The organism is Acetitomaculum ruminis DSM 5522 (assembly GCF_900112085.1).
GTDB lineage: Bacteria > Bacillota > Clostridia > Lachnospirales > Lachnospiraceae > Acetitomaculum > Acetitomaculum ruminis.
In genome coordinates this window covers 48,760-66,844 of sequence record NZ_FOJY01000001.1, presented here as the reverse complement: position 1 = coordinate 66,844, position 18,085 = coordinate 48,760, and the positions used below count along the sequence as shown (strand labels likewise).

The 18,085-nt window shown below is 33.5% G+C and carries 13 protein-coding genes; all 13 read right to left on the bottom strand.

Going from position 1 to position 18,085, the window contains the following annotated elements; all coding sequences use genetic code 11:
- Positions 1–275 precede the first annotated feature (275 nt).
- Positions 276–452: a 30S ribosomal protein S21 gene (gene rpsU / locus BM153_RS00290; protein ID WP_092869782.1), complete on the bottom strand. Its 177-nt coding sequence runs from the start codon at positions 450–452 to the stop codon at positions 276–278.
- A 114-nt stretch (positions 453–566) separates the two neighbouring features.
- Entirely contained in the window at positions 567–3,227 is a 2,661-nt protein-coding gene (alaS, locus tag BM153_RS00285) for an alanine--tRNA ligase (RefSeq protein ID WP_092869781.1), read from the bottom strand.
- Between the two features lie 107 nt (positions 3,228–3,334).
- A complete protein-coding gene (locus BM153_RS13565) occupies positions 3,335–3,508 on the bottom strand; it encodes a hypothetical protein (RefSeq protein WP_177205515.1) in 174 nt (57 codons plus the stop codon).
- Between the two features lie 244 nt (positions 3,509–3,752).
- On the bottom strand, positions 3,753–7,286 hold the full coding sequence (locus BM153_RS00280) for an EAL domain-containing protein (protein ID WP_092869780.1): 3,534 nt from the start codon (positions 7,284–7,286) through the stop codon (positions 3,753–3,755).
- A gap of 32 nt (positions 7,287–7,318) precedes the next feature.
- Positions 7,319–9,001: a MutS-related protein gene (locus BM153_RS00275; protein WP_092869779.1), complete on the bottom strand. Its 1,683-nt coding sequence runs from the start codon at positions 8,999–9,001 to the stop codon at positions 7,319–7,321.
- An 8-nt stretch (positions 9,002–9,009) separates the two neighbouring features.
- Positions 9,010–9,993, bottom strand: a complete 984-nt coding sequence (gene moaA / locus BM153_RS00270; protein WP_092869778.1) for a GTP 3',8-cyclase MoaA — start codon at positions 9,991–9,993, stop codon at positions 9,010–9,012.
- Positions 9,994–10,028: 35 nt separating this feature from the next.
- Positions 10,029–11,180, bottom strand: coding sequence for a molybdopterin-guanine dinucleotide biosynthesis protein B (gene mobB, locus BM153_RS00265; protein WP_092869777.1), 1,152 nt, complete (start codon positions 11,178–11,180; stop codon positions 10,029–10,031).
- Between the two features lie 12 nt (positions 11,181–11,192).
- Complete coding sequence (locus tag BM153_RS00260) at positions 11,193–11,516, bottom strand: hypothetical protein (protein WP_092869776.1); 324 nt, start codon at positions 11,514–11,516, stop codon at positions 11,193–11,195.
- The gene (locus tag BM153_RS00255) at positions 11,500–12,297 is read right to left on the bottom strand and encodes an alkaline phosphatase family protein (protein ID WP_092869775.1); all 798 of its coding nucleotides are present in this window, start codon (positions 12,295–12,297) and stop codon (positions 11,500–11,502) included. The genes BM153_RS00260 and BM153_RS00255 overlap by 17 nt, the downstream gene beginning before the upstream one ends.
- 57 nt (positions 12,298–12,354) lie before the next feature.
- Complete coding sequence (locus BM153_RS00250) at positions 12,355–13,377, bottom strand: molybdopterin-binding protein (RefSeq protein ID WP_092869774.1); 1,023 nt, start codon at positions 13,375–13,377, stop codon at positions 12,355–12,357.
- Between the two features lie 88 nt (positions 13,378–13,465).
- Positions 13,466–14,038 (bottom strand): molybdenum cofactor guanylyltransferase, encoded by a 573-nt coding sequence (locus BM153_RS00245; protein ID WP_092869773.1) that lies wholly within the window; start codon positions 14,036–14,038, stop codon positions 13,466–13,468.
- A 9-nt stretch (positions 14,039–14,047) separates the two neighbouring features.
- Positions 14,048–15,280 (bottom strand): molybdopterin molybdotransferase MoeA, encoded by a 1,233-nt coding sequence (locus tag BM153_RS00240; protein ID WP_092869772.1) that lies wholly within the window; start codon positions 15,278–15,280, stop codon positions 14,048–14,050.
- Positions 15,281–15,368: 88 nt separating this feature from the next.
- Entirely contained in the window at positions 15,369–18,074 is a 2,706-nt protein-coding gene (gene fdhF / locus BM153_RS00235; RefSeq protein ID WP_092869771.1) for a formate dehydrogenase subunit alpha, read from the bottom strand.
- Between the last annotated feature and the right edge of the window lie 11 nt (positions 18,075–18,085).

Below are 18,085 nucleotides of genomic sequence, written 5' to 3'. Positions count from 1 at the left end.
TGTTTCTATTTTTTTGTATATTGACTCATATGATTTTTTAGTATTTTTTCACAAATTTATTTTATACTAATCGCACATATTATATTAATTACTTTGATAAATTTTGCAGAATGTAAGAGAAAATTGTGAATTTCTATGATAAAATAACAGGTCATAAGTTTAATTTTATTTGTCCCATCTGAAACAGATAATATTTCTCTTTTAGTTTTAAAAGTAAAAAAATATCCCCGACTCATATAGAATCGAGGATATTGCAGTTAAAAGTTTTCACTTTATTAGTTATATTTACGCTTTCTTGCTGCTTCAGATTTCTTTTTACGCTTTACGCTTGGTTTTTCATAATGTTCTCTCTTACGAATTTCCTGCTGAATGCCGGCCTTAGCACAACTTCTTTTGAATCTACGTAAAGCACTATCTAAAGATTCGTTTTCTTTTACGATTACATTTGACATTGACTCACACCTAACCTCCCTCCAGTTGCGGATTGTGCACAATACAACTGATTGGGTATTATTATTGCACTAAACTATATTATATCACAAAGTTCATCATAGTCAAGTAATTTTTTACCCAATCTGTTCTTTCAACACTTCAGAAGCTTTAACAATAGCATCTTTTATTCCAGCAGGGTTTTTACCTCCTGCCTGTGCCATCTGTGGGCGTCCACCGCCGCCACCGCCGACACATGTTGCAATAGCTTTTATAAGCATGCCTGCATGAGCTCCTTTTTTCATAGCCTCTTCTGTAGCCATAGCAACAAGATTTACCTTTCCATCTTTTGCAGATGCCAGAACTATTACACCTTCTTTAAGCTTTTCCTTAAGAGAATCACCTAATTGTCTTAATTCGTTCATATCTACATCATCGACAGAAGCTGCCAGTAATTTAACACCATTAATGGTAACAACATTGTCCATTACATCGCCTAAGGCATCTTTTGCAGCCTTACTCTTAAGGGATTCATTTTCTGCATGAAGTTCCTTATTTTGTTCAATAAGACCTTCTAACTTATTTAACAGATTATCCGGTGTAGCTTTTAATAATCCGGATGCTTTTTCTAAAAGCTTTTCAATATTTGCAAAATATTCCAATACACCATTTGCAGTAATAGCTTCTATTCTCCTTGTGCCGGCTGCTATACCTGATTCTGAAATTATCTTGAAGTTTCCAATGGTAGAAGTGTTTTTAACATGAGTACCTCCACAAAGCTCTGTAGAGAAATCTCCCATTTTAACAACTCTAACTTTATCACCATATTTTTCACCAAAAAGCGCCATGGCTCCGGTTTTTCTGGCATCTTCAAGATTCATTATATCTGTAACAACATCAAGACCTTCACTTATTTTCTCATTAACAATTTTTTCTACTTTTTCCAGTTCTTCCTTTGTCATAGGGGCAAAGTGAGAAAAGTCAAATCTTAATCTGTCCTTATTTACATTAGAACCTTCCTGGTGAACATGCTCACCAAGTACATCTCTTAAAGCTCTTTGTAACAGATGAGTAGCTGAATGATTCTTTCCGGCTGCAAGTCTCTTATCAAGGTCAATTGTAAGAGTAACTTCATCATCTGTTTTTAACATACCGCTTTTCATATATCCAATATGAACTATTTTTTGTCCTACGGCTTTTATTGTATCTTCTACAACAAATTCTCCGTTGGCTGATTTTATGATTCCGGTATCTGCTTCCTGACCACCACTTGTAGCATAAAAAGGTGTTTTTTCAGTTATAATGCTTCCCTTTTGACCATCTGTCAAAGCTTGAACTATCTCATCTTTCTTACTGTCGTCCTGAGATATTTCTACTAATGCTATAATTTTTGAAGTATCTGTGGTTTTTTCATATCCTGTAAACTCACTGGACATTTCTTTTGGTAATTCTTCATATACAGTAGCATCAGCTCCCATATAGTTAGAGGTTTTTCTGGCTGCACGGGCTGTCTGTCTTTGTTTTTCCATGCACTCCTTAAAGCCTTCCTCATCTACTGAAATATTATCTTCTTCTAATATTTCTTTTGTAAGATCTAACGGGAATCCATAAGTATCATATAATTTGAATACATCAGCACCCTTTAATTCTTTTTCATTATTTTTTACAAGTTCTTCTTTATATCCATTTAAAATATTTAACCCTTGATCGAGAGTCTTGTTAAACTGTTCTTCCTCTTGAATTAATACTTTTTCAATGAATACTGATTTTTCTTCTAATTCTGGATATCCGTCTTTTGAACCTGCTATTACGGTTTTACAAAGATTATTTAAAAATGTACCCTTTATTCCAAGGAGTCTGCCGTGACGGGCAGCCCTTCTGATAAGCCTTCTAAGAACATATCCTCTTCCTTCATTTGAAGGTGTGATTCCATCTGAAATCATAAATGTAGCTGAACGAATATGATCTGTAATAAGTCTTATGGAAATGTCCTTTTTCTCATCTGTCTGATATGTGACATTGGCAATTTCGCAAACTCTGTCACGAAGGTCTTTTATGGTATCAACATCAAAAATTGAGCTGACATTTTGTACAACAACTGCAAGCCTTTCAAGACCCATTCCTGTATCAATGTTCTTTTGTTTTAACAGCTCATAATTTCCTTTTCCGTCATTTTCAAACTGGGTAAATACATTATTCCAGATTTCCATATATCTGTCACAATCACAACCTACTTCACAGGAGTCCTCTCCACATCCGTATTCTTCACCCCTGTCATAGTATATTTCTGAGCATGGACCACATGGACCTGCACCATGCTCCCAGAAATTATCCTCTTTACCGAAACGATAAATTCTGTCTGCTGCTATACCTACTTTTTTATTCCAGATATCAAATGCTTCATCATCATCCTGATAAATGGAAGGATATAATCTGTCTTCTTCAAGTCCTATTACTTTTGTTAAAAATTCCCAAGACCATTCAATGGCTTCTTCTTTAAAATAATCACCAAAGGAGAAATTTCCAAGCATTTCAAAGAAGGTTCCATGTCTTGCTGTCTTTCCTACATTTTCGATATCACCTGTACGAATACATTTTTGACAAGTGGCAACTCTTGTTCTAGGTGGAATCTCCTGACCTGTAAAATATGGCTTTAATGGTGCCATTCCTGCATTTATAAGAAGAAGGCTGTTATCATTATGTGGTACTAATGAAAAACTATTCATAACAAGATGTCCCTTAGATTCCATAAAATCCAAAAACATCTTTCTTAATTCATTTACTCCGTATGGTTTCATTTTATCCTCCAAAATATATATTTTATTTCTTACAAGAAAAATGCCTGCTGCGAAAAAATCACAGCAAGACATTTTAAAAGAATAGATATTATTATCTTTCTAATGCTCTAACTTGCAGAACGTTTCTTTGCAGTTTCGATCATTAATTCTTCTTTTGCGTTCTTTGATTTACGAAGAGCTACTCCAATTTTAATACCTACAAAACCAATAACACAAAGAACCAGCATGAGTATTAAATATGCAAGTACATAGATAAAAAATGTTCCAAGATTTGCCGCCATGAATTTCCCTCCTCTTTATTATTATATTCTTTATAGAGTATTTACTCATAACTTGACCTGTTATTCAGATTTCTCTAAAATAATCCGTAATTGACTGCCACAATGGCTTAAATAAAGCATTTAAAGCTTCTAAAAAATAGTAAAATCAATACTATGTCATCTAACAATAAACTGTGACAATTTACATAATTTTCATTATATTTTATAATATCACAGTGTTTTTTTCATTTCAAGTATTGTACTGTTAATAAATGTATTTTTCTTCAAACTCTTTAAGACAAATAGGTCTGTCGAAGAGAAATCCCTGTGCCATCTCGTATCCGCAATCAAGCAAAAACTTTTCTTGTTCCTTTGTTTCTACTCCTTCAAAAATAACCTGCTTGTCAGCAGCCTGAATAAGACCGCCAATCTGTCTTACATATTTTTTCCCTTTATCGCTGTTTTCGTCAAACATAAAGCTCTTATCAACTTTAACTATATCAACCGGTGCATTTATAAGCATGCTTAATGAAGAATAGCCTGTACCAAAGTCGTCCATATCAATTTTAAAACCAAGGGCTCTAAGTTTTTCAAAAACCTCTAACATTTTATCTACATTGTCATTAAAGGAACTTTCCGTAACTTCTATTTCTATCAGGTTGTAATCAACATCATAAAAGCTTGCAAGTTTTGAAATATCATCAACAAAGTTTTCGTAATAAAAATGTACTCTTGAAAAATTAACCGAAACAGGTATAAGCTTTTTGCCGTCTTTTTTCCATTTCTTTAAACTCATTAAAACCTGTTCATAAATATAATAATCAATCTCAATAATATGTCCAACTCTTTCAAAAATTGGTATAAATTCATCCGGAAAATGAAGGGTACCATCCTCCTGATGCCATCTTACTAAGGCTTCAGCTCCTATTACTTCATTACTTCCAAGTAAAAATTTAGGCTGAAGGTACAAACAAAACTCTCCTTTTTTAATGGCATCATTAAGTCCCACAACTAGGCTTTGCTCAAATTGTCTAATTCTTCGCATTTCATCATTGTATTTTATGTACAAAGCTTTCCTTGCTTTGCAATTTTTTCTTGCCTGGTTGGCATTGTCTATGGCAGTATCAAGGTCTACTTCTTCCTTTTCTTCAGTTAATATATAAAGACCTGTAGAAAGTCTGAAGTCTATTTGCGGATAATTTGCCTTTAAATCGGCAGCAAAAAGTCTGTTGACTTCTGAAATTCTGTTTTTCAAAAATTCTTCCGTATTAAATTTTACAAATGTCAAAAAATAATCCGAATAAATCCTGCAGGCAATTGTATCCACATTTTTAGATAAAATTCTTGAAAAACGTTTTAATATTTCATCTCCTGCTATATGTCCGAAATTATCGTTGAAATAAGAAAAATCATTAAAATCAGAATATACTATTGCATATTTTCCCGGTTTATAATCTTTCTTTATTATTTCTTCTACTCTTTCCTTAAAGGCATTAATATTCATAAGTCCGGTTAATGAATCCTTTTGAGATAATTCATTAATCTTTTCTTCGTTTATGTGCTTTTGAATATCCAGCTGATTGAATACATTTAAAACCTTTGAGATTTCATGGAAGGAATCAATTTCATAATCCTGCCACTTATATTCGTCCCGTCTGTCAACAAAAATAGCATATCCATCTGCTTTATCCACCCTGTTTAATTCACAAATCACCATGGCTTTATTTCCCACAATTCTTTTTAAACAGGCTATATCATTTACATTTTTATAGTTGTCAAAAACTATTACTCCTCTTTCGTCAAAACGACCGTTAACATCTCTCCAATCCTTAAAATTAAAGGAAACATCATCTATATTTATGTCAAAATATCCATTATTCCAAAGATTTGACGCTTCTATTCTTTGCTTGGATGGGAAATTTTCCAAAATAAATACACATGAAAGGTTATAACGCTTTCCAATCCTTTCAATTAGAGAATTAACTGCAATTTTTATATCACTGTAATTAACTAAAAGATTAAAAGCATAAGAAATAAAGTCCTTGTCATAAGTCTCAATCTGATAAAATTCCTCATCATCAAAGTCCGGTAATTCCACATAGCTGCCCAACATATACTGTCCATATTCAATTACTCGGTTTTGTATATTTTTCTTGGAAAATCCCAGAGCAATATAGGCTTTTTCCAACAACTCTTTAAATCTTTCAAGATTAGAATCCGAATAGGCAATACCAATGCTGTTACTTATTAAAAGTTCGTTTTTAGAACCGTCAAAGTTTTCATTACCACTATTACATATATTTTTTATAAGATTGTTTATTTCTGAAGCTCTGGAAAGAACAATATCCCTAGAAAGCCCCTTAATAAATATTACAAAGAGGTCTTTGCTGACTCTTCCCATTATATCATCTTTTCTAAAAAGGTTTCCCAGACCTATTCCAATGCTTTGAACCAATGCGTTTATAAAAATACTGCCGAACACATCATTTAATTTTTGGTAATTATCAATTCTTACCAGTAAAAATGCGTCACTTTCTTTATTGGTTTTTTCCCGCAGAATCTTGTTAATCTTTTGAGAAACATGGTATTTATTGTAAAGTCCGCTTATAGGGTCTATCTTGGATTTCTCCATCAGTCGGTTCTTGGCTTCATTTTCGGCTTCTATATTTACTATACGACCTACTATTTTAGTAACCCTTGATTGAGAATCCATTATAAGCTTGCCGTAAACCCTACAATTTTCTACAACCGACTCATTAAATAAAGATATTCCATAAACTTCACTTCCGTAAAAATGCCCGTTTACAGCCTTTTCAAGATTTATTTCAAACCTTACCCAGTCATTTCTTTCTATGTAAAATCTCCAACGCTTCTTTTCCCTGAAATTATGCACTGAAAGATATTCTTTCTTTTTTTCACCATACATTGGAATTCTGAAAACATCCATTTTAACATCATATTCATACTGGACATCTTTTTGAAATTTTCCATATTCATTGCTGGTTACAAATATATTTACCTGCTCTTCCAGTTTTTTTGTTTTGGAAATATCGTAAACAACAGCTATATAGCGAAAATATTCGTCTCTTTTGTTTCCGGAAACAATTCTGAATTTAACCCACTTAAAAATATCATTACTGTTATTTTCTATTCTGGCTTCTAGATTTTTAATCTCCATTTCTTCAAAAGGCTTTTCAAAAAAGCGTTTAAAATCCATGTATTCAAGTAAAATCATGGTATTTCGAAGATAACCATCACAACTGTCATTGAATTCTTTTTCGTCAGTAAAACCTAAAATTCTGTAAAATTCTCTGTTGGCACGAACAACTTTTATATCACCATCAAAGTCTTTTTCCAAAACCCCTATTGGTATCTCTACTTCTTCAGAAAATACATCCGGAATGTCACCATACTCAATCTTCTTTTCAGTTTTAATAACTTCTTTATTGTCTAAATAAAAAATAAGGGTGACTACTGCATATATTTCCGTTCCATTTTCCTGAGCAACTATCTCAACATACTCGTAGCATTTAGTATTTTCGCCGTTTGTATCTTTAAGAATATTGCGAGTAAAAGCCTTGTATCCGCTTTCTAACTGTGAAAATACAGATGCATTTAATATATCATTAAGAGTAATTTTAACCGGATCAAACAGATTAACCTCTTTTAAAAGGCTGTAGCCCTTATGGATACCAAATATCTGCTTTAGCTCTTTATCACATTCTACTATCTCACCATTATCGATGTTTATTTTCATCTTACCGCTGATATAGTTTTTATCAGCAACAGTATTATTCATTCAAATATCCTCCGTACAAGCTGGATTAAAAGTTAAAGTTTCCATTTTCCTGTTTTAACAAAAAATTCTGCATTTTCCTCTGCTCTCATTATTATATCGTCACGATACCCCATAAGTGCCAACAGTTTTATAGCATTACGGGTAGATGAATGACCTTTCTTCAGTTTATAGTCAAATGTAATATTATTTTCGGATAATTCCGAAGAAAAATAATAATTTGAGTACACATTGGCAAGTAGCATAGATAATTCCGTATCATGGGTTGCACAAAAACACCTTATATTTCTCTTAGCCATATTTTCCAAAATTACTGATGCTGCAGCTATACGCTCAATAGTATTTGTTCCTCTTAAGACTTCGTCAACATAGCAGATAACAGGTTCCTTATAATCTGCATCTATAATTCTTTTTAGAGATTTAATCTCGGATACATAATAGCTTTCCTGAGTAAAAATATTATCTTTAATGGCCATGGATGTATAAATCCTGTAAAAAGCACCGGAATAATATTTTGTAAACGAAATGCCGGCTGTTTGTGAAAAAATAACATTTAAGGCACCGGCCTTTAAAAATGTGGATTTTCCGGATGCATTTGAACCTGTAATAAGAACAGGTCTGCTTTCCTTAAAACTATTAGATACCGGTGATTGTAATAAAGGATGATATAGTTCTTTTATTTCTATTTCTTCCTTGTTATTTTTTATATCCGGTCTTGAAGCATATATAAGAGAAGCTTTAAAAGAAGCAAGAGCTATATTGGAATCAATAATTCCGATGGTCTCAAAAATATTATCTATATTATGCTTCTTACTTATTATTTTCTTATGCATAAAAGAAAACCGAATTATATCAATATGAAATATCATTCTAACATAGTCAAGAAATACTTCTGAAAGATCTCCTGATACAGTATTACTTCCCTGAAGGAGTAAATAAGAGTTTTTCCCTATATTTTTTGTTTCTTTCAAGTCTTTCTTAAGAGTACTTGTTAATTCGTCCATATAAGCGTTTTTCTCAGAGAATTTATCATACTCTTTTATTGTATCTTTCGTACAATCCAATAATTTCACTACATATCTCATGCAGTAAAGGCAGGGTTCCATTTTAGCTTTTTTTAAAAAATATGTAAAAATATTAAACAATAAAACGGAAACTAAAAATATTACACCATAGCTTTGATTTATTGGAATTATAATCATGGAAATAACTAGTAACATATCCATTAGTATATCTATTTTGCAATCTATTTTTTCTGATCCCAAAAACAAATCGAAAGATTTTGTAAATGAATATTTTTTAATCTTACCTAAGGTTGCAAACCTGTACAATATATTGCTTCTTAAGCTTTCATTTTTTTCAAAGTAATCCTGCAAAGAAATCCTTTTATTTAATAAAGTATCTTCTAACAAAGGTTTTGCCAAAAGATAGTATAAATATTCTGTTCCGGCAAAAGAATAGGTCATATTTACTCTTTTAAATAGCTCATCAAAATCCAAATCATTTATGGTAATATCATCAAGACTTTTATCATCTTTCTTTGAATAAAAAAAGGTTTTTATTTCTTCTAATTGCTCTAAAGAATGTTTATTTTCCTTAATTTTACCAAAATTTTCTTTGATTTCTTTTTTTAATTTTTCCTTCTCTTTTTTTGACAAAAAAATCAGCCTTGCTATAAAAATAATTAATAGCAAGGCAAAAAATACTACATAAATCATTCCCGTAATTAACCACCTATCTGGCTCATTCCAAGGATATTCTCATCTTTTATGTCTGTAGTTAAAAATCTGTGACCGTCAGGCTTTTTATAAATAGCCTCTTTTATGGTCTCTAATAACATTTCCTCATCACCAAATCCGTTTCTTAAGACTGCCTTTAAATCCATACCCGTATCATATTGAAGGCAGGTTTTTAAAAATCCGGTAGAGGTAAGTCTAACTCTATTACAATCTCCACAAAACTTATGACTGATAGCACTTATAAACCCGATTTTTCCTTTAAAACCGTCAGCTTTATAATACCTGCAAGGTCCGTTTCCAAGCTTTTCTTTATACAAAACCATCTCATCAAGGCCAAATTCCTTTACGATAAGATCCTTAATCTCCTCTTCGCTTAAGAACCTGTAATTTTTTCCCCATCCAATAGGCATTATCTCTATAAACCTGACATGAATTGGATATTCTTTTGCTAAAGCAGCCACATCCGTAAGGCTTTGTCCTTCCAGTCCCATAGGTACACAGTTTACCTTCAGGGCTACTGATGGATATTTCAAAGCTTCTAAAAGACCTTTTTTTACATTTTCAAGCTCGTCTCTTCTTGTGATTTGCTTGTAAAGTTCTCTGTTTAAGGTATCAAGACTTACATTAATGGAATCAATACCAGCCTTGTATAGACCTTCCATGTTTTCAGCCAGTAAAACACCATTAGTTGTAATCGTTATATTTTCAATCCCTTCCAAGGATTTTATATCTTTAATCAGACCGAGAACGTCCTTTCGAACCAGTGGTTCTCCTCCTGTTATCTTTATTTTTTTAAAACCTAGCTTTACTGCCGCCTGGCAGACTTTAATTATTTCATCATAATTAAGTATTTCATTATGATTAAGAAACTCAACTCCTTCTGACGGCATACAGTACATACAACGCAAATTACAACGGTCTGTTACTGATATTCGCAGATAATCGATATTTCTATTATATGAGTCTAACATACTTCCTCCTTATAATAAAGTGCATAATTTATCAACTATTTTATCTTAATTCCCAAGTTTTTAATGTTTTGAACTATTTCATCCTCCAGGAAATCCCTGTTTTCCATAGTTACTTCATAGACTTTTACATCTTTTCTTTTAAGAATTTCATCAAGAAAAGCTGCCTTAGTCTTTTGAATTACCCCCAATATCATTCGCTGATTTTTCAGATTTCTGAAAAACTGTTCCTGAAATTTTTCAGCTTTTCGCTCCAGTTTTCCCAGTTCATCAGCTATTAAAATGTCATTATCCGCCAAAGAATCCTTTAATGTTTCTACACCAAGATTTTCAAAGGTTTCAAAAACCGGAAAATTTCCCTGTTTTTTGATACGAACAGAAATCGGACAGTCATTTTCAAATTCTTCTCTTTCTTTGATGCTGTGGAAATAATAGCCTTTTAAATGTCCTTCTATTTCATAAGGTCGTGTCTGATAACCGCTGTAAGGTTCTTCCAGTCTTTCCACTATCTTATTTAAAAGTGTTGATTTTCCGATTTTTTTCTCTCCCGTCAAAAAAATATGTTTAACTTTTGAATTTTCCACCTCTAATTCTTCTTTTACAGCCTCATCATCCTTGCAAACTTTATGATGATTGCAATTATGTTTGCAAAATTCTGACACTTCAGAGGGAAGTTCAAGTTTATCCACCGGCAATGTAACTTCAGGTATTTTTTCAACCACATCTGCCAGCTCATTAATATTTTCAAGTGCATTTATAACTTTAATTCCCTGATATTCTTTTATATTTTTATTGGCAAATACACCGGAAACGGCTATTGTTTCATCATTAATTCTAAAGGATGCATCATTATTTTCGTGGGCACAGACAATACGAGGCACTTTTACCCCGTAGTTTCCTTCCAGAATCAAAAAATCAACATTGTCTGCTTTTGAAAATATTTCATCATCTGATAAAGGATTTGAATACATAAAAGCTGTTGAATATTTCGCCTTCGCAACAACTATCTCAGCCCCTGCCTGACGATGCTTATCAGTATTGCTTCCTTTTTTATCCAGTGAAAATGTTGGACAAAAGATGCTTTTTACTGTTGCAACTTTATATCCTCTTTTTTTTAATTCTGATACTAATGAGGTCACTACCGTCGTTTTGCCTGAATGCCTTATTCCCACCACTGTACAAATTTTCATTTCAAAAACCTCCTAGTATAAATCCACGGAAACAATTCCCTTCGTCCATCTTCTGCAATACTCATCCGAGGATATTACCAGACGATATGAACCTTTTGGCAATATATCTTTTCCATTTTCTTTTGTGACAAGATATACATTTTTATCTTCCATAATCTCGTCTAAAGCCAGAGCTATAACAACTCCATCATTACTGCTAAATTCTACATAATTTTCAATTTGAAAACCTTTAAGTAAATCTTTTACCTCGTAACCTTCAAATTCATATTTTTTATCATTTGGCAGTGTTATATTAATAATTTGTACTTTACTGTCTTTATTAATTTCTATTTTCATTTTTTAAATATCCGTATAATGATAAATGGTCTTCTAAATACATTTTTTTATCTTCTGCATTTTTTGTGCTTTGTATTTTATCCGGCAAATCGGGGTCAATTTCTTCAAAAGACTCATATTCTTCCACGAATACATTTCCATGTATACCAAATTGTTCATTTTTCTCATTTAACTGAGTATGAACACCATGGTCACTTACAAGAAGTATATTCCCCGAGAAATTTTTGCATATTTTTTCAATATAGCAATCTGTTTTTTTTATTTGGCCTAATACTTCTTCACTATAAGGTCCATAAGTGTGACAATAATCATCAATCTCATTAAAATGAGAAAATATAAAATATTTTCCTTCTTCTATGGCCTTTAAAGTATCAGAAAAAACTCCGAAATCTACAGTTTTTACTTTGGATTTAACATGAAGAATAGGTCTTTGTGTAGTGTTTAATATTATGGTGTCACCTTCTAAAATCACCTGATCATAGCCTTCATCAAATATGGTAGCAACATTTAAAATATGATCTTTTCGTGAATATATTCCGGTATATTCCGAATTTTTCCCACTTATCATTGCCGCCATATTGGGATTTGTCACTGCATTTTTTAACGACCATTGAGGGAAAATGTCAAAATGGGCGGATGTAAAATTTAGGGCATTTTTTTTATATGCATATTTATAAAGATAATATCCCAATCCATCTAAATACAGCACCAAAGTTCTTTTGTTTTTTAAAGAATTTTTTGTTAAGTTATAAAATGCACAAATTGATTTTATTTTTTCCATTTATTTACATTTTCCTTATGTTAAAGTATTTGATAACCACTTTGCAAATTACTCATATTAACATTTACCAAATCCGCAATTCGGGAAAGTACAATTATCACAGGATAAACAAAGACCGCCTTCTCCGTATTTTGAAAGGGTTTCAACTGTGATAGGATCATTGGCCATAACTCTTGGAAGAACCAGGTCAAATATTGTTCTTTTCGAATACATTACACAACCCGGAAGTCCCATTATTGGAATATCTCCCAGGTATGAAATAAGGAACATTGCCCCTGGAAGTACCGGTGCACCATAAGATACTATTTTTGCACCTGTAGCCTTAATTGCAGTTGGAGTCAAATCATCAGGATCCACACTCATTCCTCCAGTACAAACTATCATATCAGCTCCCTGATCTAGAAATGCTTTTATTGCGTTTGTTGTCATTTCAGCGGAGTCATCTGTAATAGTCTGTCCTAAAACTTCGATATCGTATTCAGCAAATTTTTGTCTAATAACAGGGCCGAAGGCATCTTTAATTTTTCCTGTGTAAACTTCACTACCTGTTGTAACAATACCTGCTTTTTTCTTTTTAAATGGCAAAACTTCAAGTATTGGAGTATCTCCTGCTACTTCTATAGCTTTATCCATTTTTTCTTTTTCAATAATTAAAGGTATTATTCTTGTAGCTGCCAGTTCCTGACCTTTCTTTACCGGAAAATCCCCATGTCTTGTGGCAATCATCATTTCACCAAGAGCATTAACTCTGTTTAACGCATCTTTATCAATTTTTAAAAGACCATCGCAACTTGCCGCAACAGTGATTTTTCCTTCTTTTATTTCTCCTTTTACCTGGCAATTATCACCGGCACAAATCTTATAAAGGATTTTAGCTGCTTCATCTTCATGGAGCATGTTCTCATTTTTTTCCCAGATGTAGATATTTCTCTTTCCCATTGACAATAAAACCGGAACATCTTCCTCAGTTACAATATGTCCTTTTCTAAACTTTGCACCCTTAAATTCTCCAGGAATAATTTGTGTCATATCATGACATAATACATGTCCTACTGCATCTTCTGTTTTTATTAACTTCATAACAAAACCTCGCACTTTTAATAAATTTTTTTATATTCACTTACATGTCTATCCTAAGTCACATCACTCATATCCATGATATGGATAATTATTCAATTATCTTATTGAATTCTTCCTTTGTATTAATATTATTAATTGCTTTAGAGTCACAATTAATATCTTCAAGATTTAAGTAACAGGTATTTACCTTTTCAAAGATAAGCCTTGGCTTTCCTATATTTTCCTTAATCAGTTCTTCAATTACAGGAATGCATTTTTTTGAATAAATGCTACATAAAGGCTCAGGTTTACCTTTATATTTAATAACAATACAATCATATTCATCGCTATTACATTTTTCTTTTAAAGCAGAAAAAATATTTATATCTATTAAAGGCATATCCGTAGGCATAATAAAAATATAATCTGTCTCACATTTTTTTAAAAGAGCATAAATTCCGCCCAAGGGGCCATAACCTTTGATTTCGTCCTCTACAAATTCAAACGGAAACTGCTTATATTTATTCTTATCTCCCACAGAAACATAAACTTTATAAAAATTCTCCCTACATTTTTCAACAATATGCTCTAAAAAAGTAGTATTTTTATAAATTGCCAGCGCTTTATCATCTCCAAAGCGACTGCTTTTTCCACCTGCTAAAACTCCTGCACTAATGTTCATTTTCTCACCTTATCTAAATATGAAAACCGCATCTAAAAGAGTATCTTTTTCTATGCCTGTATTTCCCGCCTCTATATTGGCTATTATATCACAATTATTTAACGGGCTTAGCATTCCATTTCCCTGGCTTTCGGCAGTTAAAATGCAAGCCTTTCCATTTTCTATAACCAGTTTTCCCGGAATATATCTTCTGTTTGGACTTTTCTTTTTAAAGTCACTTAATGTATGTACTTGTATCACTTTATGCTGATATTCTTCAATTCCACACATTTTTCTGATAGCCGGCATACAAACTATATGTAAAGCAACAGCCGCAGCAGCCGGATTTCCGGATAGGCCAAAGAATAATTTATCATTATAAGTTGCAGCCAAAAATGCTGAACCCGGTTTCATCTTTGTTTTCCAATAGATGATTTTTCCTCCAATATAGGAAATTGCATCTTTAATTTTGTCATAATCTCCTACTGATACACCACCGGTTGTTATAACCATATCTGAACTTTCAAAGGCTTTTTTTATGGCATCACCGATTTCTTGTGTGGTATCTTTAACAATACCGTACATCTTAGAATTAAGTCCGCTTCTTTCTAAGATAGAATTTAGATTATACGCACTGCTGTTTCTGATTTTTCCCGGCTTTAACTCTTCTCTTACTTCTACCAGTTCATCACCAGTGCTAATTAGGGTAACTGAAGGCTTTTTATATACTTCAACTTTGTCACATCCTAAACCTGCCAGAAGTCCAACCTGGGAAGGTGTCAATTTTGTACCTTTTTTTACAACTATATCTCCAATTTTAACATCTTCACCTGCCGGAACAACATTCTGACCAGATTTTAATGGTGCAAAAACTGTTACTTTTTCAGAATCAAATTCTGTATCTTCAAATTTGATTACACAATCCGCACTGTCGGGAATTGTAGCTCCTGTAAGTATTTTTATAGCCTCTCCCTTGGATATAGCTTTAGTGGCAACATGACCTGCCGGAACTTCTTCTATTATTTTTAAAGTAACCGGATTTTCTTTGGAGGCTTGCTTAATATCTTCAGAACGCATTGCATAGCCATCTAAAGGTGATCTTCGAAAAGGAGGAATATTTTCCTTTGATACTACATCTTTAGCAAGTACCCTTCCATCAAGATTTTCAACGGATTCGGTACATATAGATATTATTTTTGTTTCTTTTAATATTAAGTCTATACCTTCTTCAACACTTACTGAAATAGGATAATTATCTTTCATGCTTCCTCCTAAAAATATAGACAGCCCGAAAGTAAGGGAAGTCCCCCCTGCTTCCGGGCTGAATTAAAATTATCAAATTACTATATTATTAAGCTTTTTCAATCTTAATAGCACAAACTTTATACTCTGGTATACGAGCATATTTATCAAGTGCTGCATTTGTAAGCCAGTTTGCATTTCCATCAGGGAAATGGAATGGCATCCAGGATTCTCCAGGAGATACCTTATCACTTACTCTTGCTGTAGACTGAATCTCACCACGACGTGATGAAACTTTTACTTTATCACCATTCTTAACACCGAGTTTCTCAGCATCCTTTGTATTCATCTCTATGAATGAATGTCCAGCAATCTGCATAAGTCCAGGTGTTCTACCTGTCATGGCTCTTGTTGTGTAGTGATAAAGGATACGTCCTGTCATAAGGATGATTGGATAATCGTCATCCGGCTGTTCCTGTGAAGGAATGTATTCTGCTGGATAGAACCAACCAAGTCCTCTTGTGAACTTACCAACATGCATAATTGGTGTTCCAGGATGATCTTTTTCAGGGCATGGCCACTGGATTGATTTCTTGATTTCTTCTTCATCAAGTGCATCAAGTCTTGCATGGCTGATACCTGTAAAGCTTGGTGTAAGAGATGCAATCTCATCCATAATCTCAGCTGATGTAAGGTGTGGCTGAGGATATCCCATACGATTCATAAGGTCGATGAAGATATCTGTATCTAATCTCATTTCACCTTCTAATTCAACAGCTTTACGAACTCTTTGTACACGTCTTTCTGTATTTGAGAATGTACCTTCTTTTTCAGCATATGATACACCCGGAAGGATAACATCTGCATACTGAGCTGTTTCTGTAATGAATAATTCGTTCATTACGAAGAAGTCAAGGCTTGTAAGAGCTTTAATTACATGATGTGTATCAGGGTCAGTTACGATAGGGTCCTCACCATAGATATAAAGACCTTTAACTTTTCCTTCTATAGCAGCTGGGAATACTTCTGTAGCAGTCATACCTACTTCATGACTTAACTGTGTATTCCAAGCTTTTTCGAATTTTTCTACGACACCTTCTGTTTTAATCTTCTGGTATCCTGGGAAGTCAGTAGGAAGTGCACCCATATCACAAGCACCCTGAACGTTGTTCTGTCCACGAAGTGGGTTAACTCCACAACCTTCTTTACCTAATTTACCAACCATCATTGCGATGTTTGACATAGACATAACGCCTTCTGTACCAGTTGAATGCTCTGTTACACCTAAGCAGTAGATGATTGGAGCTTTCTCAGCTTTTGCATACATAAGAGCTGCTTTTCTGATATCATCAGCATTTAAGTGACAAATCTCAGCAACCTTTTCAGGTGTGTAATCTTTACAGATTTCAGCTAATTTCTCATAGCCTTCTGTTCTTTCTTCAACGAATTTCTTGTCAACAAGACCTTCAGAAATGATTACATTCATGATACCGTTTGCAAATGCAACGTTTGTACCTGGTCTTAATTTAAGATGAATATCTGCATGTTTAGCAAGGTCAATATCACGAGGGTCAACTACGATAAGTTTTGTTCCCTTTTGAACTGCCTGACGAATCTGCATACCAACAACTGGATGTGCTTCTTCAGGGTTTGAACCAACAAGCATAATTACATCTACATCATGTGTTATATCATAGATGGTATTTGTCATGGCACCTGAACCAAGTGTCATAGCAAGACCTGCAACTGATGCAGAGTGGCAAACACGAGCACAGTTATCTACATTGTTTGTTCCAAAGCAACAACGTACAAGTTTCTGCATCATGTAGATATCTTCGTTAGGTGAACGAGAGCAAGCAAATCCTGCAAGTGCATTTGAACCATATTTCTTCTTGATTTCCATAAATTTAGAAGCAACTAAGTCTAAAGCTTCATCCCATGTAGCTCTCTCGAATTTTCCTGTTTCTTTGTTCTTAATAAGAGGATATTTTACACGGTCTCCTGAATGAACAAAATCGAATGATCCTGAACGTCCTTTAACACAAACAAGTCCTCTGTTTGAAGCTCCTTCTGCAGCTTCTACGTCAACAATCTTATTATCTTTAACTACTAAATAGTAACGGCATCCTGTAGCACAGTGTGGGCATGTTGTAAGAACTTTCTTAACTTCCCATGGACGATAATGCTCACGACGTTTCATAACGAGAGCTCCTGTAGGACAAGCCTGTACACAGTTTCCACAAGATTCGCAGTTGCTGTCATACCAATCTGTTCCAAATGGTGTTGAAATAACAGATCTAAATCCACGCTGTGAAGTACCGATTGCTCCACGTCCTGTAATCTTCTGACATGTATTAACACATCTATGGCAAAGAATACAAAGATTTGGATTGAATGTGAAGAATGGGTTTGTATCATCAATTGGTTTTTCAATCATTTCACCAGGTAATGTTGTCTCTTTGATTCCATATTCATAGCAAAGATCCTGGAATTTACATTCTCCATTTTTAACACATGAGAAACATTTTTGTGGATGATTTGATAACATAAGATCAAGAACTCCACGACGAGCTTCGATAACTCTATCACTCTTTGTATATATAACATTTCCGTCAGCACATGGGAATGAGCAAGCAGTAACAAGCTTTGGCATACCCTCAATTTCAACCATACACATTCTACATGAAGCTTCAGGATCTAACTCTTTAATATAACATAAAGTAGGAATTTTAACGCCCACTTTTTCGGCAGCCTGTAGTATAGTAGTGCCTTCTTCGACTTCTACAGCCTTTCCATCAATGGTAACATTAATCATTTATATCTTCC